Annotated in this window: 20 protein-coding genes; 14 read left to right on the forward strand and 6 right to left on the reverse strand. The window is 37.3% G+C overall.

All coding sequences use genetic code 11. The features are described from left to right. Nucleotides 1-48: 48 nt before the first annotated feature. Nucleotides 49-1,209 (reverse strand): tRNA guanosine(34) transglycosylase Tgt, encoded by a 1,161-nt coding sequence (gene tgt, locus AC559H_RS07250; RefSeq protein WP_026794160.1) that lies wholly within the window; start codon nucleotides 1,207-1,209, stop codon nucleotides 49-51. Nucleotides 1,210-1,235: 26 nt separating this feature from the next. Continuing rightward, entirely contained in the window at nucleotides 1,236-1,688 is a 453-nt protein-coding gene (locus AC559H_RS07255; RefSeq protein ID WP_026786482.1) for a hypothetical protein, read from the reverse strand. 381 nt (nucleotides 1,689-2,069) lie between these two features. Here AC559H_RS07255 and cobS point away from each other — a divergent pair, with 381 nt between their 5' ends. Together cobS and AC559H_RS07265 are read left to right on the forward strand one after the other, a co-directional pair. Then, the gene (gene cobS, locus AC559H_RS07260; protein WP_026794161.1) at nucleotides 2,070-2,864 is read left to right on the forward strand and encodes an adenosylcobinamide-GDP ribazoletransferase; all 795 of its coding nucleotides are present in this window, start codon (nucleotides 2,070-2,072) and stop codon (nucleotides 2,862-2,864) included. 197 nt (nucleotides 2,865-3,061) lie between these two features. Next, on the forward strand, nucleotides 3,062-3,895 hold the full coding sequence (locus tag AC559H_RS07265; protein WP_051319745.1) for a HEAT repeat domain-containing protein: 834 nt from the start codon (nucleotides 3,062-3,064) through the stop codon (nucleotides 3,893-3,895). A gap of 92 nt (nucleotides 3,896-3,987) precedes the next feature. Here the strand turns inward: AC559H_RS07265 and AC559H_RS07270 are convergent, their stop codons facing one another. Next, nucleotides 3,988-5,211 carry a hypothetical protein gene (locus AC559H_RS07270; protein WP_026794162.1) on the reverse strand — a complete coding sequence of 408 codons (1,224 nt, stop codon included), beginning with the start codon at nucleotides 5,209-5,211 and terminating at the stop codon, nucleotides 3,988-3,990. A gap of 232 nt (nucleotides 5,212-5,443) precedes the next feature. Between AC559H_RS07270 and AC559H_RS07275 the strand changes: the two genes are divergently transcribed. From AC559H_RS07275 to AC559H_RS07295, 5 genes are all read left to right on the forward strand, one after another. Then, nucleotides 5,444-6,085 carry a Uma2 family endonuclease gene (locus AC559H_RS07275; protein ID WP_026794163.1) on the forward strand — a complete coding sequence of 214 codons (642 nt, stop codon included), beginning with the start codon at nucleotides 5,444-5,446 and terminating at the stop codon, nucleotides 6,083-6,085. 111 nt (nucleotides 6,086-6,196) lie between these two features. Next, nucleotides 6,197-8,485, forward strand: coding sequence for an McrB family protein (locus AC559H_RS07280; RefSeq protein WP_237745605.1), 2,289 nt, complete (start codon nucleotides 6,197-6,199; stop codon nucleotides 8,483-8,485). Further along, nucleotides 8,472-9,674, forward strand: coding sequence for an McrC family protein (locus AC559H_RS07285; RefSeq protein ID WP_051319747.1), 1,203 nt, complete (start codon nucleotides 8,472-8,474; stop codon nucleotides 9,672-9,674). The genes AC559H_RS07280 and AC559H_RS07285 overlap by 14 nt, the downstream gene beginning before the upstream one ends. 8 nt (nucleotides 9,675-9,682) lie before the next feature. Then, on the forward strand, nucleotides 9,683-9,871 hold the full coding sequence (locus AC559H_RS07290; protein ID WP_043936989.1) for a zinc-binding metallopeptidase family protein: 189 nt from the start codon (nucleotides 9,683-9,685) through the stop codon (nucleotides 9,869-9,871). 70 nt (nucleotides 9,872-9,941) lie between these two features. After that, the gene (locus tag AC559H_RS07295; RefSeq protein WP_051319748.1) at nucleotides 9,942-10,436 is read left to right on the forward strand and encodes a hypothetical protein; all 495 of its coding nucleotides are present in this window, start codon (nucleotides 9,942-9,944) and stop codon (nucleotides 10,434-10,436) included. 12 nt (nucleotides 10,437-10,448) lie between these two features. Here the strand turns inward: AC559H_RS07295 and mnmE are convergent, their stop codons facing one another. Both mnmE and AC559H_RS07305 read right to left on the reverse strand, forming a co-directional pair. Beyond that, nucleotides 10,449-11,858 (reverse strand): tRNA uridine-5-carboxymethylaminomethyl(34) synthesis GTPase MnmE, encoded by a 1,410-nt coding sequence (gene mnmE / locus AC559H_RS07300; protein ID WP_026794165.1) that lies wholly within the window; start codon nucleotides 11,856-11,858, stop codon nucleotides 10,449-10,451. A gap of 140 nt (nucleotides 11,859-11,998) precedes the next feature. Continuing rightward, nucleotides 11,999-12,817, reverse strand: a complete 819-nt coding sequence (locus tag AC559H_RS07305; RefSeq protein WP_026786474.1) for a squalene/phytoene synthase family protein — start codon at nucleotides 12,815-12,817, stop codon at nucleotides 11,999-12,001. 179 nt (nucleotides 12,818-12,996) lie between these two features. Here AC559H_RS07305 and AC559H_RS07310 point away from each other — a divergent pair, with 179 nt between their 5' ends. Further along, nucleotides 12,997-14,151, forward strand: a complete 1,155-nt coding sequence (locus AC559H_RS07310) for an ABC transporter ATP-binding protein (protein WP_026794166.1) — start codon at nucleotides 12,997-12,999, stop codon at nucleotides 14,149-14,151. Between the two features lie 275 nt (nucleotides 14,152-14,426). Continuing rightward, on the forward strand, nucleotides 14,427-15,677 hold the full coding sequence (locus tag AC559H_RS07315) for an RNA-guided endonuclease InsQ/TnpB family protein (protein ID WP_026794167.1): 1,251 nt from the start codon (nucleotides 14,427-14,429) through the stop codon (nucleotides 15,675-15,677). Nucleotides 15,678-15,736: 59 nt separating this feature from the next. Here AC559H_RS07315 and AC559H_RS07320 read toward each other — a convergent pair whose 3' ends face one another. After that, complete coding sequence (locus AC559H_RS07320) at nucleotides 15,737-16,354, reverse strand: aspartyl protease family protein (protein ID WP_026794168.1); 618 nt, start codon at nucleotides 16,352-16,354, stop codon at nucleotides 15,737-15,739. A 213-nt stretch (nucleotides 16,355-16,567) separates the two neighbouring features. Here AC559H_RS07320 and AC559H_RS07325 point away from each other — a divergent pair, with 213 nt between their 5' ends. The 5 genes from AC559H_RS07325 to AC559H_RS07345 all read left to right on the forward strand — a co-directional run bounded on the left by AC559H_RS07325 (nucleotide 16,568) and on the right by AC559H_RS07345 (nucleotide 26,813). After that, nucleotides 16,568-18,601: a tetratricopeptide repeat protein gene (locus AC559H_RS07325; RefSeq protein ID WP_026794169.1), complete on the forward strand. Its 2,034-nt coding sequence runs from the start codon at nucleotides 16,568-16,570 to the stop codon at nucleotides 18,599-18,601. A 46-nt stretch (nucleotides 18,602-18,647) separates the two neighbouring features. Continuing rightward, nucleotides 18,648-20,957 (forward strand): glycosyltransferase domain-containing protein, encoded by a 2,310-nt coding sequence (locus AC559H_RS07330; RefSeq protein WP_026794170.1) that lies wholly within the window; start codon nucleotides 18,648-18,650, stop codon nucleotides 20,955-20,957. 68 nt (nucleotides 20,958-21,025) lie between these two features. After that, entirely contained in the window at nucleotides 21,026-22,999 is a 1,974-nt protein-coding gene (locus AC559H_RS07335) for a tetratricopeptide repeat protein (protein WP_026794171.1), read from the forward strand. A gap of 51 nt (nucleotides 23,000-23,050) precedes the next feature. Continuing rightward, complete coding sequence (locus tag AC559H_RS07340; protein ID WP_026794172.1) at nucleotides 23,051-23,506, forward strand: discoidin domain-containing protein; 456 nt, start codon at nucleotides 23,051-23,053, stop codon at nucleotides 23,504-23,506. Then, on the forward strand, nucleotides 23,478-26,813 hold the full coding sequence (locus AC559H_RS07345) for a discoidin domain-containing protein (RefSeq protein WP_237746352.1): 3,336 nt from the start codon (nucleotides 23,478-23,480) through the stop codon (nucleotides 26,811-26,813). Before AC559H_RS07340 ends, AC559H_RS07345 begins: the two co-directional genes overlap by 29 nt. Nucleotides 26,814-26,882: the final 69 nt, after the last annotated feature.

Raw genomic sequence — 26,882 nt, forward strand, 5'->3', positions numbered from 1 at the left:
ATGTCAAAAATCAATGAAGAAGCCCTAAAGGGCTTACTACGAGGGAGGTTAATGATCGGAACGTTTGTCGATTTCGTCGTCCTCTAAGGTGGCTTCAGCATCGGTTGAAGTTAACCAAAATTGAAACTCCTCCGCAAACCGATGATTTAAAATCGACTCTCGAATTTTTTGGGTAAAACGAATTAATTCGGTAACATTATGAATGGCAATTAGGGTATAACTCAAAACTTCCTTAGCTCGTACCAAATGACTCAGATAAGCTCGACTAAAATTTTGACAGGTATAACAGGGACAAGTGGCATCTAATGGCCGAAAATCCTCCCTAAATTGAGCATTTTTTAAATTCCATCGTTCTCCTTGAACTAACGCCGCCCCATGACGGCCTAAACGGGTCGGAATTACACAATCAAATAAATCAATCCCGGCGGCGATCGCTTGGGCCATTTCTCGATAGGTTCCGATTCCCATTAAATAACGGGGTTTATTAAACGGTAAAATTGGGGTTGTCACCTGAACAATCTTTTCAATTAAAGCCGAAGGTTCCCCCACACTCACCCCACCAATGGCGTATCCGGGGAGATCAAATTCCACTAAATCTCGCGCCGCCTGTTGTCGTAAGTCCGCATGAACGCCCCCCTGAACAATTCCAAATAGGGCTTGGTCAGGCCGTTTATGGGCCTTAATACACCGTTCTAACCAGCGTTTTGTCCGTTCGGTGGCCTTGACAACCGCCTCCCGCGTCGCTGGATAGGGAGGACATTCATCAAAGGCCATAATCACATCCGCCCCTAATTCGTTTTGAATTTGGATCGAAAGTTCTGGGGTAAAGTTAATCAGTCGTCCATCATGGGGGGAACGAAAGGTAACACCTTCTTCGGTAATGGTGTTGATTTTACTTAAACTAAATACTTGAAATCCCCCGGAGTCCGTCAGCATTGGGCCATCCCAGCCCATAAACCGATGCAGTCCCCCCGCCCCGGCGACAATCTTTTCTCCGGGTTGTAAATGTAGGTGATAGGTATTAGATAAAACCATCTGGGCGCCCGCATCCTTGAGGTGTGCTGGAGTCAGGGTTTTGACATTGGCGAGGGTTCCCACGGGCATAAATCGAGGGGTTTCTACCCAACCATGGGGAGTATGAAATAAGCCAACACGGGCTTTAGTTTGACTACAGCACGCCTGAATTTCAAAGGAAAAAGGATGTGACATAAAACAATAGAAAACGGCTTAATTACTTAGAATGGGCAGTCTTCATCATCCAGGGGATTCTCCCAATTTGATGACAAAACTTGATCCATAACTGCATCAAGAGCCGCTGTATTAAAATTACGATTAAATTGTTCTTGTAAGGGATTTGTTAAGGGAATTAATCGTAATAATCTCCCCCCTTCTTGAACTAGATCAAAATAAGTTTCTTGCTCAGAAGATTGCTTGAGTTCTAAGTAATCGAAACTATAAACATTCAAATACAAAGAATGATTGGCAACTAAAGTCGCCTGTTGCGGATTAGCAAAAACTTCTAGGATGTATCCTTCTGCTTCGCTGCATATTTGTCCGTCTTGAATACTAATATAACGGACACGACCCAAATCAACAAGCAGTTTTTGCATATCCCGCTTGTTAACAATGATCCCCGTATCAATAATGCAAGGAGCAGACACCCTGTAGTCTAGTTGATCATAACTCATGGAACAAAAGCCTCAGATGTAATCTGTGAATTACAGAATGGCAATGATTCTGTTAAATGAAATTTGTAGTTGTGAAGTTTTTCCATCCCTAGGTTTTGAGGAATTACGAATAAAGGTATCTGGCTGTACAGGTAGCTAACTACCATACACCTTACAATTAGGAAACCTTAAATCTTTTGTTCCTCTATTCCTTCTCTAATCTTTGATGATCGGAAGCAATCAAAAAGGATGGATTTGTTTTTGGAACTGCGATTTAACAACCCTGGAGTTGGTAAACTCCGATTGAAGTGTTTTGACTTTCAGACAAAACCTGAGTTCCTATTTCAATTCTGGCATACCCTAGAAAATATTCATACATCTATGCAAATTTAATTTTTTACCATGTCAGAGGATTACTTTCGATCGCTCTCCAAATTTTTCCAGCGCCAGGGGGCTGCATTAGCAGCAGCGATCGCTTTTTATACCTGTTTTCCCATTCCCCTCTCTTGGACTTTGGAGTTTCGCGGTATCGCTCGTTTTGCTCCGGTGATTGGGATATTGATTGGGGGTATTTTAGGATTGATGGATGGGGGACTATCTCTTTTAGGGTGTCCGGTTTTGACGCGCTCGGTATTGGTGATTGTGACCGGAATTGGAATTACTGGAGGATTGCATTTAGATGGAGCGATGGATGCGGCCGATGGTTTGGCTGTGGCTGACCCAAATCGACGCCTGGAAGTGATGGCGGATAGCGTTACAGGAGCCTTTGGGGTGATGGCCGCGATCGCGATCGTTTTGTTGAAAGTCGCGGCTTTAAGGGATATGACAGCCGACCGAGGATTGATTTTAATGGCCGTAGCAGGTTGGGGACGGTGGGGACAGTTGGTGGCGATCGCCCGTTATCCCTATTTGAAAGCTACGGGAAAAGGGGCTTTTCATAAAGATACCCCCTATTCTTCCTGGGATTTAATTCCCGGTGTGCTGATGCTGATGGGTTTAAGTGGGATATTAATGATTCTCCATCCCCAACGTTGGTTAGTGGCTGTGGGTCTGGCTTTAGGGGGAAGTGCGATCGCGATTTTAATTGGGGCTTGGTTTAACGCCCGTTTGGGAGGACACACTGGAGATACCTATGGGGCTGTTGTTGAATGGACAGAAGCCTTTTTATTAGTGTTAGTTGTGGCACTTCAGGGGTAGCAGGGGAGGTAAACTCTTTTTATTACCCATTACCTATCAAAGATTTAAGCGGATTACACAAATTAAAATCCGTGAAATCCGTGAAATCCTCTTAAATCCGTGATCCCTATTACCCATTACCTATTACGTCTGCATCCTATCCTAGATTGCAACCTATTGAGTAGGATGGCTATATCAACTTTTGAACTTTTATTATCATGAGTGTTGAATCCTATAAACATCCAGTCAGTCAGTTATTAAGCTATGGCGACTGTAATAAAATGAATTCGGATGAGTGGCCTAACTATGTCGAAGAACTGGGTTTTGGGGAAGAACATATTAGTGAATTGATCCGAATGGCAACGGATAAAACTTTTTTCGATATTGGGGAAGAAACAGACCGTTTAGACATCTGGGCTCCTGTTCATGCTTGGCGAACACTGGCACAACTAAAAGCAGAAGCGGCGATTGAAGGGTTAAATCCAATTTTCCATCTTGATGATGATTGGGTTATGTCTGAACTGCCACAGGTTTATAGCTTAATTGGGCCCGCCGCAATTCCCTTTCTTATAGCCCATTTAGGTGACTCTGATGCAGAAATCTACTCTCGTGCGATCGCTATTGATGCCTTGGAAAAAATAGGTAATTTTCATCCAGATTTCCGTGATCAATGTGTTGCTATTCTGACGAAACAGTTAAGTAAGTTTACCGAACAAGACCGAGATTTTAATGGAATATTAGTCGGGGGTTTAGTAGGTTTAAAAGCAGTAGAATCTGCAAGGGTGATTGAGCGAGCCTTTGCAACTGATCGGGTCGAACCCTTTATCATAGGAGATTGGTGGGATGCACAAGTGGAATTAGGTTTGAAATCAAAAGATGAAGTTCGTCCAGAATCTGAAAATAGCTATTTCAGAAGTTTCCCTAGCCGAATAGATATCTCAGAAGAAAGTTCGACTTCTAATTATAATCTTGGTAAGCTCGATCAGAAAACAAAAGCAAAACGAAAACAGGCGCAGGAATCTCGCAAGAAAAATCGGAAAAAACGTAAATAGGCAATGGGGAATAGGCAATAGGCAATAGGTGAAATCTGATAATTAAGGATGTGATGACTCATAGCATTTCCCTATTGCCCATTTATTGCCTTCTATTTAGCTTCAATCCAAATTTTCATCCCTTCAATCCTTAATCCTTGACCTTTAGTGCCGCAGTATTCGCCGTTAGTGCAGACGGGAACATCTCCTTTATTTTGGATATGGGCGGTATAGAAAACCTTGTAGTTAGGGGCTTGAGGGCCGATCAATTCAATGGCTAATCCTTCGATTTGTCGGTTTTTGCCCCGCTCTCCCACCAGTTCACCTTCGGGAGTTAGGGGTGTGTCACCAATGGCTGCAATATGAGCCATATAGCGCAAACTTAAACCCGCAATAGCTGGATCAATATTAATTTGAAAGGCTTCTAAACGCCGTCCCTGTCCCCGAGTTCCGGCGTATTCCCTGGCGGCAAAAGTGCGATCGCCTAATCCCTGTAAATGGACTAAAATCTTTAAGTTAATATTAGAAAGAGTCGCTTTTTCTTGAGTTTTACCTACTAGGGGAGCATTGCCAAAAAAGATATTTTTACCATCAATTGTTGGCGGTAATTTCGTAACATCAATACTGGGAACAATAATTAATTCCGGGCCTCGAGATCCTTGAGGTTCATCCAAAATTACAATATCAGGAATTGCAGGTTTCGGAGCAGTAACAGCAGAAACAACAGTGGTTTTAACGGTAAAATTAATTTTTACCCTAGAAATTGCCACACCCAAAGATTTACCAAAGGCGCTAGTAATTTGTTCTTCTAAAATCGCCCATTGATTATCGTCTAAACTGTCTTGTTTTTCGACTAAATTAACTAAGGCCACCAAGGGATGATTTCCGGTTGCTAAGGCTTCCGCCCCGGAATGCAGTTGGTTAGTTTGTTGAGAAATTGCGGTTTGCAATTCCCGCGCCTGATTTTGAGCCGTTTGTAACGGGGGAAAATCTTTTTGTTCGTTGTGAGTTAGGGACAGGACTCGCTCTAAAATTTGTAAGGCCTGTTGGTGCGTCTTTTGATGGGTTGGAGCAGGTTTTAGATTTGGCAATAAATTCTCTAACTGTTGTACAGAAGTGGCTTGGCTGGCCGTTGGCTGTCCTTGGCCCAGTAGTGTTTTTTGAATATTGCTAAAGTCTTGAGAGTAGGCTATCAGTTCATCAACTAAGGTTTTTGTCGCCGGAGTTCCTGCGGTTTTCAGTTTTTGTGCAGTTTCGGCCAGACGGTTGCCTAAATCGGGATAGCGTTGGGACAGGGCACTGAGTTGTTGTTTTAAGATTTCCTGAGTCTGTTCCATAAATAATAATCCTCCTAGTTCACAAAAAAAATGGGTTGAAAGCCCCTCGGTTATCCTTGGGCTTTTTGTTATTGATATTTATTGTATAATACCATCTAATTAAATTAAAATCGAGTAACATTTTATTATTATAAACTCCCTGAGCCGGGGTGAAAAAAATTATTTGACAGCCATTGGTAAGTTATATTTGAATTTGTTAATATAAAAGCGATCGCTCATCAATGATACCGTTATGAGTCCTGTTCAAACCCTACTCCCGACCGATACCTGGGTAACAGCAACCTGGGATGAATACCTGACCGCATTGGATGATCCCATCTATTCTAACGCCAGAGGTTACTATTTTAATGGACGCATGAGGTTAGAAATGTCACCCCTAGGAAATCCCCATTCTCGTGATCACTTTATTATTTCTTTGGCCATTGGTTTATTTGCCAGTCTGCGGGGCATTGATTTAGATGGCCATGATAACTGCACCTACCGGAAAAGAGGTTTTGACGAAGCCCAACCCGATGCTTCTTTTTATATTGGAGTGAATGCAGAAATCATTCCTTGGGAAACCACAATTATTGATTTAGATCAGTTTCCCGCGCCTGATTTAGTCATAGAAGTTGCCTATTCTTCTTTAGCAGATGATAAAGGAGAAAAACGGTTACTTTATGAATCTTTAGGGGTACAAGAATATTGGATTATTGATGTTCAAGCGGTTAAAATAATTGCATTTGAGGTTAAAAATCAAGGTAGTTATAGAATTAAAGAATCTCAAGTTTTACCTGGGTTAGAAATGGGGATATTAGAGGAAGCGTTTCGTCGCAGTCGTCAAACCAATCATGGGAAAGTTAGCGCTTGGTTGTTATTGCAATTTCAAAGTTAATTTTTGTGAAAAAATATTAAAATATTGTAGGGTGGGTGAGAACATGAAGATTTGAACCTAGTCGCTAATTTTATTGACTCACCCATCCTAAAAGTTACAAACTTACTAAAAATGGAAATTGATAATTTAGGCAAAGAATCAATTATTGAATTTGGATTGCAAAAAATTCCAAAAATATATGAACATATTTATGATAAATTCTATGAATGGTATTATGCCTGGTATGAAGATATTTCATTTGATTATATTTATTTTAAATTCGATCTGGACTTGTTTAGAACCCCCAGAAACTATGTATCGAATATAGTAGATATAGAATATGAAACGAGTTATTTTGAATTTAGGATATTAGACTGGCTTAAAACAAATTGGACTAAACTGGTTCAATCAAGATTTTATAACTCTATAGATTATTATGAAATTAAAATAGATTTAGTTATTTTTGTATTTTTGTATTTTAAAAAGATTTATGATTTTGATTTTAATGTTGATTTATACATATTTAAAGAAGTATATATAGGTCTATTACTACAAGAATTGGATATAGAGATTTCTTCTCTAGTAAAATTAATTGATTTTAAATTGGGAATAAATAAAATAGACCCAGAAAAAAAATACGAAGACAATCAATTATTAGATATAATTAATAATCATATTGTTGATTTAATTATTTTACAAAACAAAAAAATATCTGAATGTTTAGAATTAGTCTTTGGAGGAAAATATCTTTTAGATAAATCAATTAAAGAAACACTAAAAATAGAAATTGATCATAGTTTTTTGGAAAATGAATTTGATTATTTTGAAAGAGAAAATACAGAATTTGATCAACAAGAAATAAAAATAAAACAACTTTTAGATAATTGGGAGGAAGTAGAAATTGATGAGTCATTGTTAGTGGCTAGAAAATTGGCTTACTATTTTGATGGGCAAATTATTGACTTATTAGAATATAATGATAAAAATTGTTTTATAGGAGATCAAAAAAATATGCAATCTAAAAATTTCAACGCATCCAGTTATGATTCCGTACTTCCTAAGTATTTATTTTCTAGTCAAACTTTTGAAATTATAGAGAAGTTATCTATGAAGTACAATCAAGGTCTGTCATCATTCCTTAGTTTTACTCAAAATAATAATGAGAAAATAGAGGAATTTATTGAACAACCTTTTAATCAACTGTGTTGTGCTGTTTTTAATAAACTTCCAATAATAACTTCCCATTATACACAGCCAAAATGGTATCAAGCAGAATTAAAGCAAGCATTGGGGGTTGATAATATTTTATATATCAAGATTAATCAAAATTCTTTATCTTTTGGTGTTGACAAAAATAAGCAGAGAGATTTACTTTTCAATAACTTAATTAAAAGCGAAACTTCATGGGAGTTAGGGAATTGTGTTGATTTAGAATCTTTATTTTCCTTATCTTATCATGAAATAGTTATTAGCAAAAATGATTTAATAAATTACTCAACCAATACAATTATTAATTTAATTGAAGAAAAATTTAGAAATCACCATAACTTGATTAAATCTGACTTATTGATTAGATATGGGTTACGCGAATTTTCTAAAGAAACAGGAATTAATGAAACTGAACTTCTCAGATGGATAAACAATATTAACCGCAAAGGACAAATTATTTTACAAGGGCCACCGGGAACCGGAAAAACCTTTATTGCTAAACAATTAGCTGAACATTTCACTAGAGGTAGAGATGGTTTTTCAGAAATAATTCAATTTCATCCTTCCTATAGTTATGAAGACTTTATTCAAGGAATACGCCCTCGGACTGAAAACGGACAATTAACTTATGATCTCGTCCCTGGTCGGTTTTTGGAATTTTGTAAAAAAGCCGAATCTTATGATGATATTTGTGTTTTGATTATTGATGAAATTAATCGAGCAAATTTATCGAATGTGTTTGGGGAATTAATGTATTTATTAGAATATCGAGATCAAGAAATTAATTTAGCGGGTAGTCATGAACCCTTTAAGATTCCTGAAAATGTTAGAATTATTGGAACCATGAACACCGCAGATCGTTCTATTGCGTTAGTTGATCATGCTTTGCGTCGTCGTTTTGCTTTTATTAAAATTGCTCCAAATTATAATATTTTAAAACGTTATCATCAAGAAGATGAAATCAACTTTTCGATAGATCAATTAATTCAAGTCCTTCAAGATATTAACAAAATGATTGATGATCCCAATTATGAAATCGGGATATCCTTCTTTATGATAACCAATATTAAGGATAATCTTCAAGATATTTGGGAAATGGAAATCGAACCATATTTAGAAGAATATTTTTATAATTCACTGGATAAAATAGAACAATTTCGATGGGATAAGGTTAAACTTAAACTGGGTTTAAATGCTGATGAAAATAATTGAACTGATAGAATATCAAGATAAATTCTTTAAACCAGAGGAATTAGAGGAAGCGATCGCAGATCTCATTTATCATAAATATTCTAAAGATTCTAAATATATTGAGATTGAATATCCATCCCCAAAAACCCAGAAACAATATAAACTCACCGCTAAAAGTTATGTGGGTTTCATTCCGTTAACCCCTGATATTCAGATTTTCCTAAAACCTAAAGTTCCCATTGCTAATTTATTTAGGATGTTGGAATATACTTATGATCTCAAAAGTTTTCAACTGCTAGACGGATCTGTTCATTGTGAAACTATCCCAGAATTTTATAATAGATTAGCTAATATTTTAACACAAAAAATATTAGCTCAAAGTCGCAAAGGATTTTATCGAACTTATGTTAAAAATACTGAACTTTTGCCTTATGTTCGGGGAAAGGTTGATTTTAAATATCAGTTTAAACATCCTGGGACAGTTAAACTCAATTGCGAATATAATCAGTATACGGCTGATATTGAAGATAATCAAATCTTGTTATGGACATTATATATTATTGGTCGCAGTGGGTTATGTTCAGAACAGCTATCAACAACCGTTAGAAAAGCGTATCATACCTTACAAGGTCTAGCGACTCAACGACCTTTTAAGGGGGATGATTGTATTAATCGATCCTATAATAGATTGAATCAAGATTATCAGACTTTACACAGTTTATGTCGATTTTTCTTAGATTATTGTGGGGTAGCGCATCAAGTCGGAAATTATCAAATGTTTCCTTTTTTAGTTAGAACTGATATACTCTATGAAAAATTTGTTTATGCTTGGTTAAAATCCCATCTTCCCGCTAATTTTGAAATTAAAGCTCAAGAAAATTTTGATCTCGATAAAGTTTTAGAATTTAGGATTGATCTAGTAATTTATGATAAAAATACAAAGAAAGTTATCTTTATTCTCGATACTAAATATAAAATTCCTGATTCCAAACCGTCAAATCAAGACATTTATCAAGCGATCGCCTATGCTACTTTGAAAAATAGCCAAAATGCTATTTTAGTTTATCCAAAACCTTTAAATCAACCTCTAAATGGTCTATTTCCTAATAGTTCAATCCGTTTACAGAGTCTCACCTTTTCTTTAGAAGATGATTTAGAACAGTCCGGTCAAAGGTTTTTAAAAGCATTGTTCAATAACATAATTCAATAATTAATAAAATGCTACCTAATTTGATTAATACAGAAGCAGAAAATGAACAATTTTTAGCTATTGTGGAAGCACTCTTAGCTTGTCCTAGTCTAACTCCTGAACAGGAGATATTGCTAGAACTTTTAGTTAAATTAATTGAAGATTTTGAAGAAAAACATTATGGGTTGAATGCTTCAACTCCACAGTCTAAAGTGTAAAAACTTACACATCCAAGGGTAGATATCTGCCATAGCACTTCTCTATCGTTTTATTCCTTAAGCAGTGCGAGTGTCCTCACTCGCTAGTTATTATTCTAGTTATTATTCTGTTTATTATTCTAGTTATTATTCTAGTTATTATTCTGTTTATTATTCTAGTTATTATTCTGTTTATTATTCTAGTTATTATTCTGTTTATTATTCTAATTATTATTCTGTTTATTATTCTGTTTATTATTCTAATTATTATTCTGTTTATTATTCTAATTATTATTCTGTTTATTATTCTAATTATTATTCTGTTTATTATTCTAATTATTATTCTGTTTATTATTCTGTTTATTATTCTAGTTATTATTCTAATTATTATTCTAGTTATTATTCTAATTATTATTCTAGTTATTATTCTAATTATTATTCTAGTTATTATTCTAGTTATTATTCTAGTTATTATTCTAGTTATTATTCTAGTTATTATTCTAGTTATTATTCTAATTATTATTATTCTAGTTATTATTCTAATTATTATTATTCTAGCCAGCGAGGACGCTGGCACTGCTATTAAATTGAATTAATACTATTTACCAATACAAAAACGACTAAAAATTCGATCTAAAACCGATTCTGTGACTTCCTCTCCCGTGACTTCTCCTAACGCATGAATCGCACCTCGGAGATCAATTGTCCAGAAATCAAAGGGAAGTTGATCATTAATGGTTGTTTCCACTTCTTCTAAACAAATTTTAGCACGGGTTAAGGCGGCGGCTTGACGTTGGTTAATCGCAAATTCTAAATTAGCAGCTTGAATATTTTCGCCGTAAACTGAATTTAATATGGCTATTTCTAAATCTGGAATCCCTTGATTTAACCCTGCTGACATAGAAACTATCTGAATATTTTCTATCGTTAAAGTGTGAATTATGGTTTGTTTTAACTCCTCTAATTGCTCTGACTTAACCCGATCTATTTTATTAATGATAACAATAAAATGACGATGTTTTACCTGTTGATAAATCTCTAAATCTGCTTCAGTTAAACCCACAACAGCATCTAAGGTAAATAACACTAAATCGGCAGATTGGGCAGCTTGATGCGATCGCTCAATTCCAATTTTTTCCACCTGATCTTCCGAGTGACGAATTCCCGCCGTATCTAATACTTGAATCGGGATTCCTCCGACAACTAATTGCGATTCTACCACATCCCGCGTGGTTCCTGGTAAGTCCGTAACAATGGCGCGATCGCTCCGACTCCAAGCATTTAATAAACTCGATTTTCCCACATTCGGACGACCCACAATGGCTACTTTTAACCCGGTTCTTAATAGTTCTCCGGTGTCAGCAGTTGCTAAAAATTGAGATAATTGTTCTAAAACTTGATGAATTTGGGCAATAATTTCTGACTCGTTTAAGGGGGGTAAATCTTCCTCAAAATCTACCCTGGCTTCAATTTCAGCTAAAATATCTAAACAGGTTGCCCGTAATTCTCGAATCGGATTAGCTAACTTTCCTTGTAATCCTGCTAAAGCCGTTTGTGCCGCCGCAATTGATTGAGATCCGACTAATTCCGCTACACTTTCGGCTTGAGTTAAATCTAATCTGCCATTTAAAAAAGCTCGCAGGGTAAATTCTCCCGGTTGTGCTAATCTTGCCCCTAATTCTATACACAATTGCAGCACCTGTTGAACCGCAATTATCCCCCCATGACAGTGAAATTCTACCACATCTTCCCGGGTATAGGAACGGGGAGATAACATTAATAATAGCAACGCTTCATCAATGGTTTTTTGGGTTTGGGGATGGCGAATATACCCATATAAAATGCGGTGACTTTCCCAAGTTTGTCGCCCGGGAGGATAAAACAACTGTTGGGCAATAGATTGAGCTTCACTCCCCGACATCCGAACAATTCCCACACTTCCCTGTTGCGGTACAATAGCCGTGGCGATCGCCACAATTGTCCCCCCAATTCCCAAAAATTCAGCCATTTTTTCCTATTATCATAAAAAAGTTCGTTCGTTGTTGGGCTTTAGCCCTTACTCTTAGCGCTGAAGCGCAACAACTTTTAGCGCTAAAGCGCAACAACTCTTAGCGCTGAAGCGCAACAACGCGCAACAACAAACTCCTATTATTTACCACCACAAACCTGTTCAATCAACTCCACAACGGCACTGCGAGTTAGTTTGTCCTGACCGTCTGCTAATACATTTAAAGTGGCATGGGCCAAAGCTAGAGGAATTCGGCAAAAATCCAAGGCTGGGCCAGAGGGTAAGGCCCCCGTGTAGGCATCTGCTAAGGCTAAATTCCGTTTTGCATAGCTGTGCATTTGTTCCGATGTCCAACCTTCGGGAAAAAAATCTACCCCTCGACTGCCATCATCCCGGTAATTCCGCAGAATATTCACCGCCTGTAACCCTCGACCAAAGCCAATGGCGTAAACTCGGTGCGTTTGTGTACCATCATACCAAGCCCACAAATCCGATAACAACAGCCCCACAGCACCCGCCACTCCAAAGGTATATTGATCTAACTCCGCTTCGGTTTCAATCCGCCAATTCCGTTCGGCCCAAAATGCCATCCGGTCAGCCATCGCCGCCGTGGCATCCCAAATCCGAGGGCCAATCCGTTCCGGGGCTAATTTGGCCCATTCTCCCACCCGTAGGGTGACTTCTTCCAAGGTTTCAATATCGGAAAATTCCGCAAACCAATCATCAGCAATGGTTTCTCGACACACCGCCGCTTGAAAATTTTGGCTCATCCTATGCAGCAATCGGGCTTTTGTGGCATTATCCAAACCGGGATGATCTTCAACTTCATCAATCGCCCGCATACACAAATACGCAGATGCCACTGCTTCTTGGAGTAAAGGAGGTAAACGACTAATGGGTATATAAAACGTTCGACTCGTATCTTGCAGGACGGACAGGGGATCTTTTTGCCAATTCATTCGTTTAACTCCTCATACCAAGTTAGCCCTTTAATTGCTGCGCTTTCGCGCTCGATATTTTACACCGGAATCGGTCTCATGCTCCAAAGTGCAATCTGGACTTCCCTAGGCTATCATCTTGTCAGTAAGACTGTTGATCGGATAAGCTGTAATCAGGGTAAATCTCCAAACGTAACACTATGCTGCAAGCGGCTACGCAGAATCAAGGTGCTATTGGGGCACCAGCGAAGTTTGATGTTGAACTTCGTAAAGTGTTCAAGGTTTTTAATGGGGAAACGGCCGTTCGTGGCGTGGATCTCGATATTCGTCGAGGGGAATTTTTTAGTATTTTGGGGCCATCAGGTTGCGGTAAAACAACAACACTGCGACTGATAGCTGGGTTTGAAATGCCTTCGGCCGGAGAAGTCTTAATTCGAGGTCAGTCCGTTACCCAAACTCCCGCCTATCTGCGTCCAGTAAATACGGTATTTCAGAGTTATGCCCTGTTTAACCATTTGACGGTTTGGGAAAATATCGCCTTTGGACTCCGGCTAAAACGTCTCATCAAGCCGGAAGTTGAGGAAAAAGTTCGGGAAGCGTTAGCTTTGGTCAAAATGGAATCCTTTGCGAATCGTTATCCCTCTCAACTGTCCGGGGGTCAACAGCAACGGGTTGCTTTAGCTAGGGCTTTAGTTAATCGTCCAGCCGTATTATTATTGGATGAACCTTTAGGGGCTTTGGATTTAAAACTGCGGAAACAAATGCAGGTGGAACTTACCAATCTCCATCGCAATTTGGGTTTAACTTTTATTATGGTCACCCACGACCAAGAGGAAGCCATGAGTCTGTCTGACCGAATTGCAGTTATGCACGATGGCAGAATTGAACAAATTGGCAGTCCTAACGAGATTTATGAATATCCTCAAACTCCTTTTGTCGCCGATTTTATTGGGGATACAAACCTATTTCGGGGGACGGTTGAAAGTGTCGATGCCAGCCGTTTATTTATTGTTACGGAAACGGGATTGAGTATTGAAATTCAACAGATTGAAATTCCGGGTATTCAACTCCCCCAACAGGATTTAAGAAACGGTGCATCGGCGGTGGTGAGTGTGCGTCCAGAGAAGGTGATCTTGAGTTTTTATCCTGTTAGTGGTTCTGTGAACTGTTTTGAAGGCCGTTTATTAAATACAATGTATTTGGGAACCCATATTCAATATGTGGTGAAATTATTATCTGGGGAAAATGTGATGGTTCGTCAACCCAAAACTGGGGAAAGTTTACCGGATAGCAATACCCCTGTTTATGTGTGTTGGGGAACAACAGATTGTTTAGCACTACCCGACCAAAAATAAACCCGTAGTGGGGTGTTCACCAAAAAACGAGCGGAAGCCCCTAGCTTTAGCTATGGGGAGGTAAGCGGTGGTGGCTTTAGCCACCGTCAAGATTAAATTCTCTAATAAGTCTTTTGAGTGCAGCAGACATACTGCACCCCCACAAACTAGCAATCTTGGTTAACTTTTCAGACTCTAGCTCATCTAGGTACGCGGGGACAGGATGTTTTTTTGTTGCCATGACATTATGCACAAAGTATTAATACTATGTTACTTTAGTGTCAGGAGGTAACAAAATGTTTGGATGTCAGCAAAATCTCATTAGTCCCGACACAAAACTCAAGGCAATCCTAGAGTTTTTGTGCGGAGAGTCTTCAAAATTAACTAATTGTGGGATCTATTATTCTCGTCAAATATATTTCAAAGAGGGGAGAATACCCAATAGGGCAGAATTGCATAAAGTGTTAGGGACAGAAAATCAGAACCTACACTACCAAGCTTTCTATTCAGATACCGCACAACAAATTCTAACTAGCGTGTCCGAATCCTTTAAATCCTATATCGGTTTACTAAAAGGAGTCGCAAAGGGTACTGTAACCCAAAAACCTAGACTACCTGGCTACAGAAAAGGAGGACTATCTTTGGTGACTTTTACGGGTCGCTCTGTCAAACTTAAAGACAATCAACTAAGATTCCCTTTGGGTGGCAAAGTAAAAGCATGGTTTGGGATAGATTCTTTTTACTTGCCAATGCCCTCGAATTTAGATTTTAAGGACATTCGAGAATATCGAATCTTGCCTAGAAACGGATGCTTTTATTTAGAGCTTGTCTATAAGTCTCAAAATATCCAATCTAATGTCAATCCATTAAATGCTTTGATGATAGATCATGGCATGGATAATTGGTTAACCTGCGTTTCTAATGTGAGGACAAGCTTTATCGTTGATGGAAGACACTTAAAATCTATTAATCAATGGTATAACAAGCAAGTTGCATTATTGACAAAGGATACGCCCAACGGTTATTGGACTAAAAGGCTTCAGTCTCTAACAGAGAATCGTAATCGCACAATGCGAGACGCTATAAATAAAGCCGCCAGAAAAGTAATCAATCATTGCCTTGACAACCAAATTGGGACTATCGTATTTGGGTGGAACAAGGGCATGAAGGATGGCGCAAATATGGGAGCTAAAACCAATCAAAAGTTTGTTCAAATCCCAACCTCAAGGTTAAAGGATAGAATCGCTCAACTGTGTGAACAGCATGGAATTAGATTCGTCGAAACCGAAGAATCTTATACCTCCAAGGCAAGTTTTTTAGACTTGGATCTACTACCTAAATTCGGCGAAAAACCTGAAGGGTGGCAACCAAGTGGAAAACGAGTCAAGAGAGGTTTATATCGAACTGCTGATAATTGGTTGATCAACGCAGATTGCAATGGTGCGGCCAATATTGGGCGAAAAGTAGCGACAATACTAGGACTTGATCTTAGTGGAGTCAGTAGAGGGGAATTGACAGCCCCTTTGAGAGTCCCTTTGTGGGCTTAGTCAAGAATCCCCCGCATTTATGCGTGGGGAGTGTCAACTCAATTTTTATTATTAACTGCTTATGCTTGACCGCCACGCCATTTAAAAACGATCGTTTCATCAGCTTGCTTAAATTCTATATCAAACAAATCAAACACCACCTCTCGTCCTAACAAAACTTCTTCACAAAAATCGCTTTGTATCCACGCCACAGGAGCGGTAAAACGATGACCTTCTATCTCTATTTCCACCTGTCTTAATAGATATTCAATACTACCACCAATTCCTTCACCACTAACCAGGTTTTCTCCCTCTCCTTTAGTGTAGCCTAATCGCTCACCAAGCTGTCTAGTAATTAAGCTAAAATCAGCCCCAGAGTCCACTAGAATTTTGACCTTTTCTTCGTTTTGAAATTTTAAAATCAATTCATATTTGGGTTGCCAATCGTGAGCTTTTAGCGATCGCATTCTCACGGGATAAAACTTAACGGGTTCAATAAATTCACTTTCATATATCCGCTCAATTGTATAACTCAATTTAGGAGTATCCGGGGGGATAGCATCCATCATTTTTCTGAAATCTCGATCATGACTAATCACTCCTTGATTCGTATAAGCGATCCATTGGCCCCGATATATTTTTAATTGGGGACGATTGGCTTTATACCAATCATTAGTTGTGGCATATTCTGGTTCCATTATTAATGTTCTCCCTTGAATAATATCCAGAAAAAATTGAATACTTGAAGATGATAAACTAAGATTAGCATATAATTAGGGGGAACTTTTGAGCAGGTTAATCGTCCTCCTAACAATTGCGCCTGTCGGTTTCAATGTTGAAATTGTGATAGGATGTTTCACATTGACTAAATCCCAGACCAGCAACACTTATTTTTTGAGAGCGAAGAATCCATGACGGTGACAGCCTTTCAGCAAGCCAACCAACTATTGAGAGAAGGAAATTTAGAAGCAGCGGTAGTTGCTTATCGGCGTGCAATCAGTAATAACCCTGATTTTTATTTGGGTTACCATAATTTAGGGGAAGCCCTGGAAAAATTGGGACATTGGGAAGAATCAGTTGAAGCTTATGGACAGGCATTGGAGTTAAAGCCAGAGGCGGCTTGGTCTCTTTTGGGTTTGAGTCAAGTTTTGCAACAGGTAGGGCGGGTTGATGAAGCTCAACAAGCCAGGGAAAAAGCAGCGAAGATTGAGCCAAAGTTAGCTAGTTTTGCTGAAGATAGCGAAGGTATAAAAAGGAATATCTTAGACTTAGACAAAGATGTCTCATCCTTTGAGTTTACAGGTCAAGTTGATCAAGAAAATCAAGATAGTCAGAGACCTCTTTTTTTGTCAATTTTAACGGTCTCTAGGTCTGCTGATAATGTCAGTAAACTATTGAATTCAATAGCAAGAAGCATCGAACTTGATATTGGAGAATTTGAAGTTCTTTGTTCATGGAATGGCAGCAAATTTGAAGAAAAAGATATATTTGTTCCTAGCGGTGTTCAATTCAATATTGTTGATAGAAGCTCTTACCACTTTGCTTCTAACATCAATATTTTAGCAAGCAAAGCGTCTGGTGATCATTTATGTATCATTAATGATGACGTAAAACTCAGACCTGAGACTTTATCCAATGGTCTAAAATGGCTTGATTATTTCAACGTGGGGATAGTCGGAAGTATACTACTGTTCCCTAATGGAAAAATACAACACTGTGGCATTAGTTTTAAGCCAGATATGACACCATTCCACATCGATAAAGGTCTTAACCTTCATGAGTCAGTTTGTATGAATGCTCCAAGAGTTGTTGAGGCTTGTACTGGTGCCTTATTCTTTGTTAAAAAGGAAATTTTTAATAGCATCAAAATGATTGAATCTTTTCAGGAGTGTGGAGAAGATATTTGTTTTTCCATTGATGTGAATTTCCGCACAGGCTTGAGTGTTATAATTCCTAATGATGTTATTGCTGAACACAAAGAGGGATACACAAGAGGAAAGTTGGGCAGGCAAGGGACACCAGAAATCGATCTTACTAAAATCAGGAGCCATGTTGCCAAACATCGGAGGAAAAAACCATCTATTTCCATTGAAACTGAAGAAAAAGGCTGGATTTTTTACAGAATGGCTGAAGAGATCAAGCAGAATTTATTAAACTATGATGTCAAGATTAATGAAACTTATCAATCACCTGATATTATTTATTTTATTCATTACGCAAGGTATAATGAAGAACAGGTAAAAGGTAGATATGCAGTTGCTAACTTTACTCACTTTGTTTCAGGAACAAATGCAGAAGCATTGTTTTATAAAGTGGCGCAGAAAGTTGATCACTGCATTGCCATATCTCAATCGACTAGAAGAGAACTTTTAGCAGTAGGGATTCCAGATGAAAAAATATCGGTAGTTGAGATTGGTGCAGCAAAAGAATTCAAACCGAAAATCGTTATTGGGATCGTTGGGAGAATTTACAATGATGGTAGAAAAGGAGAAGATTTGGTCAAAAGATTGAGTCTTGATCCAGATATTAGCAATGTTGTTGAGTTGGTATCGATTGATGATTGTTGGGGAGTTAAAACATTACAGGTAAACTCTCATGAACTTTTCTATTCTTTGATCGATTATTTGTTAGTGCCTAGCCGTCTTGAAGGCGGGCCAGTGCCATTTATGGAGGCTTTATCCTGTGGAAAGTTATCAATTGCGCCTCCTATAGGAGTTATTCCTTCATTTCCCCATATTGGTTATAATACTGGAGACTATAACAGCATGAAAACCGTCATATTAAAAACTGCGTATGATAGAATTGTACGACTGGAAGAAATTGCTAAACGTATAAAAGACAAAAATTGGGAACGCTGGGCTTTTGAACACCATCTGATCTTTGATTCTATATTGATAAATAAAACACAAAAAGATTTTACAGACTTTCTATTCAAAACTTTGTAATTGAAAGCTTTATTCAAAAAATATATATTTGTAAGACACAAAATCCATGAAAATAGCAATTGTAGTTCACGTTTTTTATCCAGAAGTTTTTCATAATAATATTGCAACCTATCTGAACAAATTAAGCACACCTATAGACCTTTACATAACAACTCCCCATAAACTAAAATCTAGCGATTACCAAAGCGTACACTATAGGGTAATTGAAAGAACTAGAAATCTAGGAATGGATGTGCTGCCATTCTTATTTGCTGTCAACAAACATAAACTCTGGACATACGATCTGGTAATTAAAATACACACAAAGAATAATTTCAACCAGAAATCTATAGATATGATGCAGATATATCTTGATAGCCTTCTCACTGATGATGCTCTATCAGCAATCGGTTTGAGCATTACTTCCCAGAATACGATCGGACTCTGGGGGCCTTTGGCATTTGCTAGACATATTGATAAGTTAATGTATAGAAACCGAGATAAGATTGAACAACTGAAAGATATTACCGGATGTTATCATCCAGGTAAAAGTGTAATATTTTTTGCGGGAACTATGTTTGGAATTAGAGGATATTTGCTAAAAAAGCTATCACTGCAATATTCTAAAATAAATCATCTTCTAAATCTTGAAAATATTAGACAAAGCACTTATAATGATGGTTCCTATGCACACACATTAGAAAGATTTTTTCCTATTCTCGTCAAATCTCAGGCTCACGATATTGGCATTATAAATCCTAGAGAATTCAGTCAGAAAAATATATATACAGTATTTTCTGAGAGGGAGTATGCTTCTGAAAGCTACGAGAAGTTTTTTCAATTAGGAAGCAATGATGCTTCTTATAGATGGCTTGAGTTATCAAATGCTCTCAAATTAGATTATTCACAGATAGTTGATTTTCTTAAGTATTCCCAAGCCTTACTTTTAAGAAAAGAATTGAGCCTGAACTTAAACGCACATTATTTATTCTTTAGTGATCATTTTAGTGAAGCATGGCGTTTTGAAAATAACTTCTCATCATCATTGTATAAAATTGTTAGAGAAGATGTTTTTAGATCAGGTATTCCATCAGCATATCATTACATATCGCGGGGTAGGATAGAACGCCCGACGATCTTTACAAAATTAATGTGCACAGAACTAATCTCGAAGTTTCTTCCCAATCACTTAACTTCTAGTAAATTTTTTGATGCAATAGAAGAAAATACAGATTTTCGTCAAATATTAACAGCTATAGGAAATATTGAAGTAATTACACAGCAGAAAAAGTGTAATACAATTCCTGGTAACGCTCTCGTTGATAGTTCTACTGTATCAATTTTACATTTGATCGAGCATTATATCCCTGAAATAATTGCAGCGAGAGATATTTTAAAATTGCAAACAGAACATGAAGATTTTATCGGTGCTATGGCTACTGCGGAAAATATAATTTCTCAAGCTCCTCTTACACCAGATATCGTAGAGATTCTTGCTATCTGCTATACCTTAAATCATGAATGGGATTTAGCTGTTAGATATTGGACAATTTATCATCAGTCGAGTGCTAATCCTAATTTTTTAATTTCGATTAAGTCTCATCGTTTGCTTCAATATGATATGGAGTATGATCCTCTTAAAATATACAATAATAAAACTAGCTTTTGCAACAAGGATATAATAGGAGAATTGAACCTAGATCATAATAAAATATGTATATATACCAGTTTGTTTGGCAATTATGATGATCTTCCCTTAGTTCAAACTGATATTCCTACCGGGATTGATCTAATCGCATTTACGGATCAACAACGATTGGATGTAGATTCGAGATGGAAGCAAATTATCTGCCCAGCCAACTCTACTTCTGATAACCTTTCAGCCAAGGAGTACAAGATTCTTCCTCACAAGTATTTAAAAGAATACAGTTATTCATTGTTTGTAGATGCTAATACTGTTTTTACGGGTAACATCGAGCAGTTGATATTAATGCTTCTTGATTCTGGAAAGTTTACAATGTGGAGACATCCTCTGCGTACAGATTTACTTAAAGAAGGTTGTGCAATTTTGGGATGGCGTAAAGCTAAACCTCAACCCATTATTGACCAAATAAAAGCTTATGTCAGTGCCGGAATTCCTAATAATACGGGTTTGTGCGAAGGTTCGTTCATTTGGCGTCAGCACTCTGACAATTGTATTACGGATTTTATGGAAGAATGGTGGCGACATATAGAAATGTATTCTCACCGTGATCAACTTAGTCTCTGTTTTTTAATGTGGCAGAAGAATTTATATCCCAAGCTAATAGACGATGAGTTTGGGACTTCCAGAGAAAATGTTTTTTTCTATAAGACACTTCATAAAGTGGAACAATAGAAAATACAGCAATATGACGAAGCTTTGACTTTTAACTTTCTACTATTATTTCTGGAGTTAATACAACTGTGAGCGATTTAATTCGGGGTAATCAACTACTGCGGAGTGGCAAGCTAGAGGAGGCTGTTGCTGCCTACAAGAGTGCGATCACTAATTATCCCAACTTCCATTGGTCTCACTACAAATTGGCCGAGGCATTAGAACAGTTGGGGCATTTGGAAGATGCAATTATTTCTTATCGCAAAGCGATCAAACTCAATTCAAATTGTAGCTGGTTTTACTATAAATTGGGAATAGCGTTGCTTAAAAAAGGTGATCAAGAATTGGCGATCGCTAACTACAAAAAAGCTATTGAAATCAATCCTCACTCACTGCAACTTCAATCCAGTTTAGCCATTGCTATTGAAACCAGACTAACAAGTAACAATAGTATCAATCTTAATCCAAATCCTGATGTCAACTTAGCCTTAAATAAAGCCACAGCCCAAAGTTCTGTTTATCAGCCTGAAGTCTATGGTTATGATCCTCATGGAGCTTGTAATGGCAAGAAAACCGGGAAGTTTGGTTTTCATACTTGTCAAGAAAATCAACCCTGGTGGCAGATTGACTTGCAAGCAAATTATCAGCTTGCTAAGATTAAAATTTATAATCGAATTGGTTTTGAAAAACGGGCTTCGGCGTTAAATATTTTATTATCTCAGGATGCACTCAATTGGGAATTATTATACTCAAATGATCCAGAAAATCTATTTGGTGGGATTGATGGGAAACCCCTGATTGTCGATATGCCATATAAAGTCGCACGCTTTGTTCAGTTACAATTACGAGGTATTGAGTATCTTAATTTGGATGAGGTCGAAATCTATGGCTTTCCTGTCAAACCTGATAGCTTTGAATCAAAATCTAATCAAGATGAAGCTACTCTATCTGCAAACTTTTATGGTCAAGACAACTTACCAGGGGATATTTCTATTATTCAAGGAATTATTGCACGAAGGGTTGATGGACTAGGTGGAAGATTAATGTCTATTTTATCAGCCAGATATACCTGTGAATACTTAGGTTGTAATTTGTATGTATCTTGGCCGCGCATAGTCAGCAGATATTACTCTTCAAATATCCTTAATACTAATAGCCTATCAGAGATTTTTGAGGGAGGAAAAATATTCAAAGATATTGATGTTCCTTGGATCAAGGAAGAAGATTTTTCTATGCTACATACACAATTATTGAGCAGCGTCAACAAAGATTTTAAGAAAAGTGGATGCTTTTTGATTTTAAACAAAAAGCAAACTGAAAATATTTTCCGGTATAAATTTCTAATTTGGGATGATCCTTGGGCAGTCGTTCCATATGACAATACACTCAAAGAAGTATCTTTAAAGGTTAAGGATTACTGGAAAAAAATCAACTGGCATCACCAAATCATTGATCAAATTCAAAAATTCAAAAATCAAGTCAATTCTAGGTCTTATCTTGTTGTTCATATCCGTAGAGGAGATATTATCCAGAGGCTTTTATATGATAATATTCAAACTCTGAATCGAGATATTCCAACTATATTTGGACGATTTTTACCGATTAAAACAGCCGTTAAGTTTGTATTGGACTCAGGATTCAAAGATGTTGTTGTTTGCTCGGAATGTGAAGACTCAACTCAAATCCTTGTTGATCAAATCAAGCAAAATAATCATCAGATAAATTGTTATATAACAGCTGAGTTTACCCAGTCTCTTAGTGAAACTCAATCCGCTGCTTATGACTTAATTATTATGTCTGATGCTGCTAAGATATTGACATCCTTTAGTAGCACTTTTTCAACTTGTGCAGAGTTTGTTGGCAATACTTATCGAGCCAAACCTCTCACGGATTGGGAAAATATAGATTGGGAAAATATGGCAGATGAATTAATGGCATATCTTGATAATAATAATAATGAAATGACAAATGAAAGGAAAAGTTTGGTTTATATATTTATTAGTAAGTATGTTCAAGATCAGGAACTTTCTAGCTATTATATGAGCTTGTCAAAACAATATTGAATGTTTACTGACACAACCGATTACAAATGTTAACTGACACAAAAAAAGAGTATGAATAACATCAGTCTTCACCCCCATCTTGATGTCAACTTAGCCTTAAACAAACCCACGGCTCAAAGTTCTGTTTACCAGCCGGAAGTCTATGGTTATGACCCTCATGGAGCTTGTAACGGCAAAAAAACTGGGAGATTTGGTTTTCATACTTATCAAGAACATCAACCCTGGTGGCAAATTGACTTACAAGCAACCTATCAGCTTACTCAGATTAAAATTTATAATCGGATTGACGTTGAAAAACGCGCCTCGACGCTGGATATCTTACTATCTCAGGATGCACTCAACTGGGAATTATATTACTCAAATGATCCAGAAAATCTATTTGGTGGGATTGATGGAAAACCCTTGATTGTAGATGTGCCATATAAAGTCGCACGGTTTTTGCGATTACAATTACGAGATATTGAGTATCTTCATCTGGATGAGGTCGAAATCTATTCAAATTGCTAAAGAAATAGGAGTATATAAAATCTATTTGCCCAATTTTTGGTATATTAAAAGTGGGGAAACAAATACAAAGTCAGGAATAAAGATAATAAATTTCAATAAACCAAATTTTTCATCAGAGAAAATAGTATTAGAAGGGATGTTTTTTGATTACCAAACTTTGGCTCCGCTCTCTCCAAAAAAACTCAGTAAGCCTAACGGTTATTTGAACATGATAGATTTAATCGAGGCGTTTAATCTAAAACATTCTGAACGATTAGGTGAGCAAGATCTGGTAATCCATATACGCTCTGGTGATATTTTTAAAAATCCCCATTCAAATTATGGACAACCACCGCTTTCCTTCTATAAAAAGATAGTAGAGCTTCAAAGCTGGCATTCAATCACTTTAGTTTTTGAAGACAAATCTAATCCGATCATTCAACCCTTAATTGATTTTTGCCAACACAGATGCTCGATCGTGCAGGAAATTAGTGGTGATTTGAGATCAGATATAGAGTATTTGCTCAAAGCAAGAATTTTAGTAGTTAGTCGAGGGAGTTTTTCCCCTGCCATTGCAACAATTTCAAAAAATTTAGAAACAGTGTATTATTTTGAGGGGGTCTTTGGTGTCTTTTCATTGGAGAACCCCAATGTTTCCTGCATAAGAGTCATTGATAAACAGGGTGTTTATAAATCTGAAATCTTAAGCAGCAACTGGCAAAACACGGAATCACAGCGAAAACTGATGCTTGAGTATCCAGCAAATGCGTTAGATTTCGATTCGCAGATCAATTATCAAATTACATCTAAACAAATAAACATGGACAGCAACACTCTTAACCTCCTTCATGTCAACTTAGCCTTAAATAAGCCCACGGCTCAAAGTTCTATTTATCAGCCGGAAAGATATGGTTATGATCCTCATGGTGCCTGTAATGGCGAGAAAAAAGGAAAATTTGGTTTTCATACGTTTGAAGAAAATCAGCCTTGGTGGCAAATTGACTTGCAGGGAACCTATCAGCTTTCTCAGATTAAAATTTATAATCGTATTGACTTTAAAGAAAGAGCTTCTGCGTTAAATATTTTAGTGTCTCAGGATGCACTTAATTGGGAATTATGTTACTCAAATGATCCAGAAAATCTGTTTGGTGGCAGTGATGGTAACCCCCTCACGGTAGATTTACAGCAGAAAGTCACACGGTTTGTGCGACTGCAATTACGAGAGATTGATACCCTACATTTAGATGAAGTCGAAATCTACGGTATCCCGGTTAAACTTGATAGTTCTCAGTTGAAATCTAATCACGATGAAAATGCCCTAGCAATCAATTTTTATCTTCACCATAATGTCCCTCCTTCTTTTCATGCTAAACAGAATTTAATTATGAGTATGTTAAAGAAATTAGGGATGTATGATACGGAACTGGGTAAGGTTCGTCTGGGAAGCAAGGGTGATGGTGGTTATGTCATTCCCGATGATTTGACAGATATTAAAGGGATTATTTCGATTGGGATAGGCGGAGAAGTTAGTTTTGATTTAGAGTGGGCAAAAATGGGGGTTAAGGTTTTTCAATATGACCACACTATTGAAGCACCTCCGGTTATTCACGAGAATTTTGTCTTTAATAAATTAGGTTGGGGTACGCAGGATGGCAATGGCTTTATCACACTACCTAAAATGATAGAGACTAACCACTTAGAAGATGGCGATCTATTCTTAAAATTTGATGTTGAAAATGCCGAGTGGGATGCTTTATTTGATGTATCGCCCGATTTGTTAAAGCGTTTTCGGATCATCGCCTGTGAGCTTCATGGGTTTGATGGTTTGGAAAATATGTCAGTTTTTCAGAAGGTTAATCGAGTCATTAACTTACTAACAACCCATCATACGGTTGTGCATATTCATCCCAATAATTGCTGTGGTATTGCCTTGGTTGCTGGAATTCCATTACCTAAACTAATTGAATTTACTTTCCTACGAAATGATCGAGCTTCCTTTTATCCCAGTCATGCAAGTATTCCCTCCGCTTTAGATTATCCAAATGTCAAAAGTAAACCGGAAATTGTTTTGACTCCCTTCCATCTCAATGAGCCTCGAAAGTTACAGAGTAGAAATTTAGCATTAAATAAACCAACTGCACAGAGTTCTGCTTTAGCTCCTGAAATATATGATTATGATCCTCATGGAGCTTGTAATGGCAAAAAAACTGGGAGATTTGGTTTTCATACTTGTCAAGAAAATCAACCTTGGTGGCAAATTGATCTGGAGAAAACTGCTCAAATATTGGAGATTAAAATTTATAATCGTCTGGATAGTTCTAAAGAACGCGCTTCAACTCTCAATATTTTATTATCTCAGGATGCACTCAATTGGGAATTATGTTACTCAAACGATAAAAACAACATCTTTGGTGGTACTGATGGAAAACCACTTACAGTAAATTTCCAGGAAAAAACAGCGCGTTTTGTGCGTTTACAACTGCGAGAAAATCAATATTTCCACTTAGATGAAGTAGAAATTTATGGGATTCCTTGTATAGATAGTTTAGATGTAATATCTAATGACGATCAAGCTACTCTATCAGCAAACTTTTATCGTCAATCTTACTTACCCACGACTTTACCACCTAAGAAAATTCCTGAAGAATTAGTTGCTGATTTTACTATTGGTAATAAAATTCCTGTGATTAATGCTTATTATAATAATACTTGTTCATCTCCTATCTATCTGAGTATGCAAGCTTATAATCAAGCATTTGAGCAATTATCAAAGTCTTCCTTTCAATATTACGGCGAGACTTTAGATTGCTTATTAAATGCTTTAGATAAATATAGCATTTTTAATAAAACCGTTCTTATTTTTGGGTTGGTGGGCATTAATTGTGATGCCATATCTCTTTGGAAAGGTGCATCCCAAGTTTATGTTATTGATTATAATCTGCCTATGTCTGAACATCCTCAAGTACAAGTTTTTTCATATGAGGATTATATAGGTCGGAATATTCAAGCAGACATTGGCATTTCCATCTCATCTTTTGAACATGACGGTTTAGGACGTTATGGAGATCCAATCAATCCTAATGGTGACTTGGAAGCGATGAAACTGTCAAAAACATTAATTAAAAAAGATGGTCTGTTTTTCTTTTCTGTTCCAATTGGTAAAGATTGCCTAGTTTGGAATGCTCATAGAATTTATGGGAAAATCCGTTTACCTATGATGTTTGAAGGTTGGGAATTGCTGAACAGTTTCGGATTTTCCGATTCTTTGATTAACGATCAGGATTTAGGTAAATTTCAACAACCTGTTTTCGTTTTGAAAAACCTATAGTCATATAGATCGGCTTAGGAGTGTTCAACAACAGAATGTGATCGGTGTAGACTATCAATGCGAGAAGTT

The organism is Planktothrix prolifica NIVA-CYA 540 (assembly GCF_963864145.1).
Classification (GTDB): domain Bacteria; phylum Cyanobacteriota; class Cyanobacteriia; order Cyanobacteriales; family Microcoleaceae; genus Planktothrix; species Planktothrix agardhii.

What these genes read in the sequence shown, in the direction of transcription:
- tgt (WP_026794160.1), bottom strand. Translation starts at nt 1,209, where the DNA reads ATGTCACATCCTTTTTCCTTTGAAATTCAGGCGTGCTGTAGTCAAACT.
- AC559H_RS07255 (WP_026786482.1), bottom strand. Translation starts at nt 1,688, where the DNA reads ATGAGTTATGATCAACTAGACTACAGGGTGTCTGCTCCTTGCATTATT.
- cobS (WP_026794161.1), top strand. Translation starts at nt 2,070, where the DNA reads ATGTCAGAGGATTACTTTCGATCGCTCTCCAAATTTTTCCAGCGCCAG.
- AC559H_RS07265 (WP_051319745.1), top strand. Translation starts at nt 3,062, where the DNA reads ATGAGTGTTGAATCCTATAAACATCCAGTCAGTCAGTTATTAAGCTAT.
- AC559H_RS07270 (WP_026794162.1), bottom strand. Translation starts at nt 5,211, where the DNA reads ATGGAACAGACTCAGGAAATCTTAAAACAACAACTCAGTGCCCTGTCC.
- AC559H_RS07275 (WP_026794163.1), top strand. Translation starts at nt 5,444, where the DNA reads ATGAGTCCTGTTCAAACCCTACTCCCGACCGATACCTGGGTAACAGCA.
- AC559H_RS07280 (WP_237745605.1), top strand. Translation starts at nt 6,197, where the DNA reads ATGGAAATTGATAATTTAGGCAAAGAATCAATTATTGAATTTGGATTG.
- AC559H_RS07285 (WP_051319747.1), top strand. Translation starts at nt 8,472, where the DNA reads ATGAAAATAATTGAACTGATAGAATATCAAGATAAATTCTTTAAACCA.
- AC559H_RS07290 (WP_043936989.1), top strand. Translation starts at nt 9,683, where the DNA reads ATGCTACCTAATTTGATTAATACAGAAGCAGAAAATGAACAATTTTTA.
- mnmE (WP_026794165.1), bottom strand. Translation starts at nt 11,858, where the DNA reads ATGGCTGAATTTTTGGGAATTGGGGGGACAATTGTGGCGATCGCCACG.
- AC559H_RS07305 (WP_026786474.1), bottom strand. Translation starts at nt 12,817, where the DNA reads ATGAATTGGCAAAAAGATCCCCTGTCCGTCCTGCAAGATACGAGTCGA.
- AC559H_RS07310 (WP_026794166.1), top strand. Translation starts at nt 12,997, where the DNA reads ATGCTGCAAGCGGCTACGCAGAATCAAGGTGCTATTGGGGCACCAGCG.
- AC559H_RS07315 (WP_026794167.1), top strand. Translation starts at nt 14,427, where the DNA reads ATGTTTGGATGTCAGCAAAATCTCATTAGTCCCGACACAAAACTCAAG.
- AC559H_RS07320 (WP_026794168.1), bottom strand. Translation starts at nt 16,354, where the DNA reads ATGGAACCAGAATATGCCACAACTAATGATTGGTATAAAGCCAATCGT.
- AC559H_RS07325 (WP_026794169.1), top strand. Translation starts at nt 16,568, where the DNA reads ATGACGGTGACAGCCTTTCAGCAAGCCAACCAACTATTGAGAGAAGGA.
- AC559H_RS07330 (WP_026794170.1), top strand. Translation starts at nt 18,648, where the DNA reads ATGAAAATAGCAATTGTAGTTCACGTTTTTTATCCAGAAGTTTTTCAT.
- AC559H_RS07340 (WP_026794172.1), top strand. Translation starts at nt 23,051, where the DNA reads ATGAATAACATCAGTCTTCACCCCCATCTTGATGTCAACTTAGCCTTA.
- AC559H_RS07345 (WP_237746352.1), top strand. Translation starts at nt 23,478, where the DNA reads ATGAGGTCGAAATCTATTCAAATTGCTAAAGAAATAGGAGTATATAAA.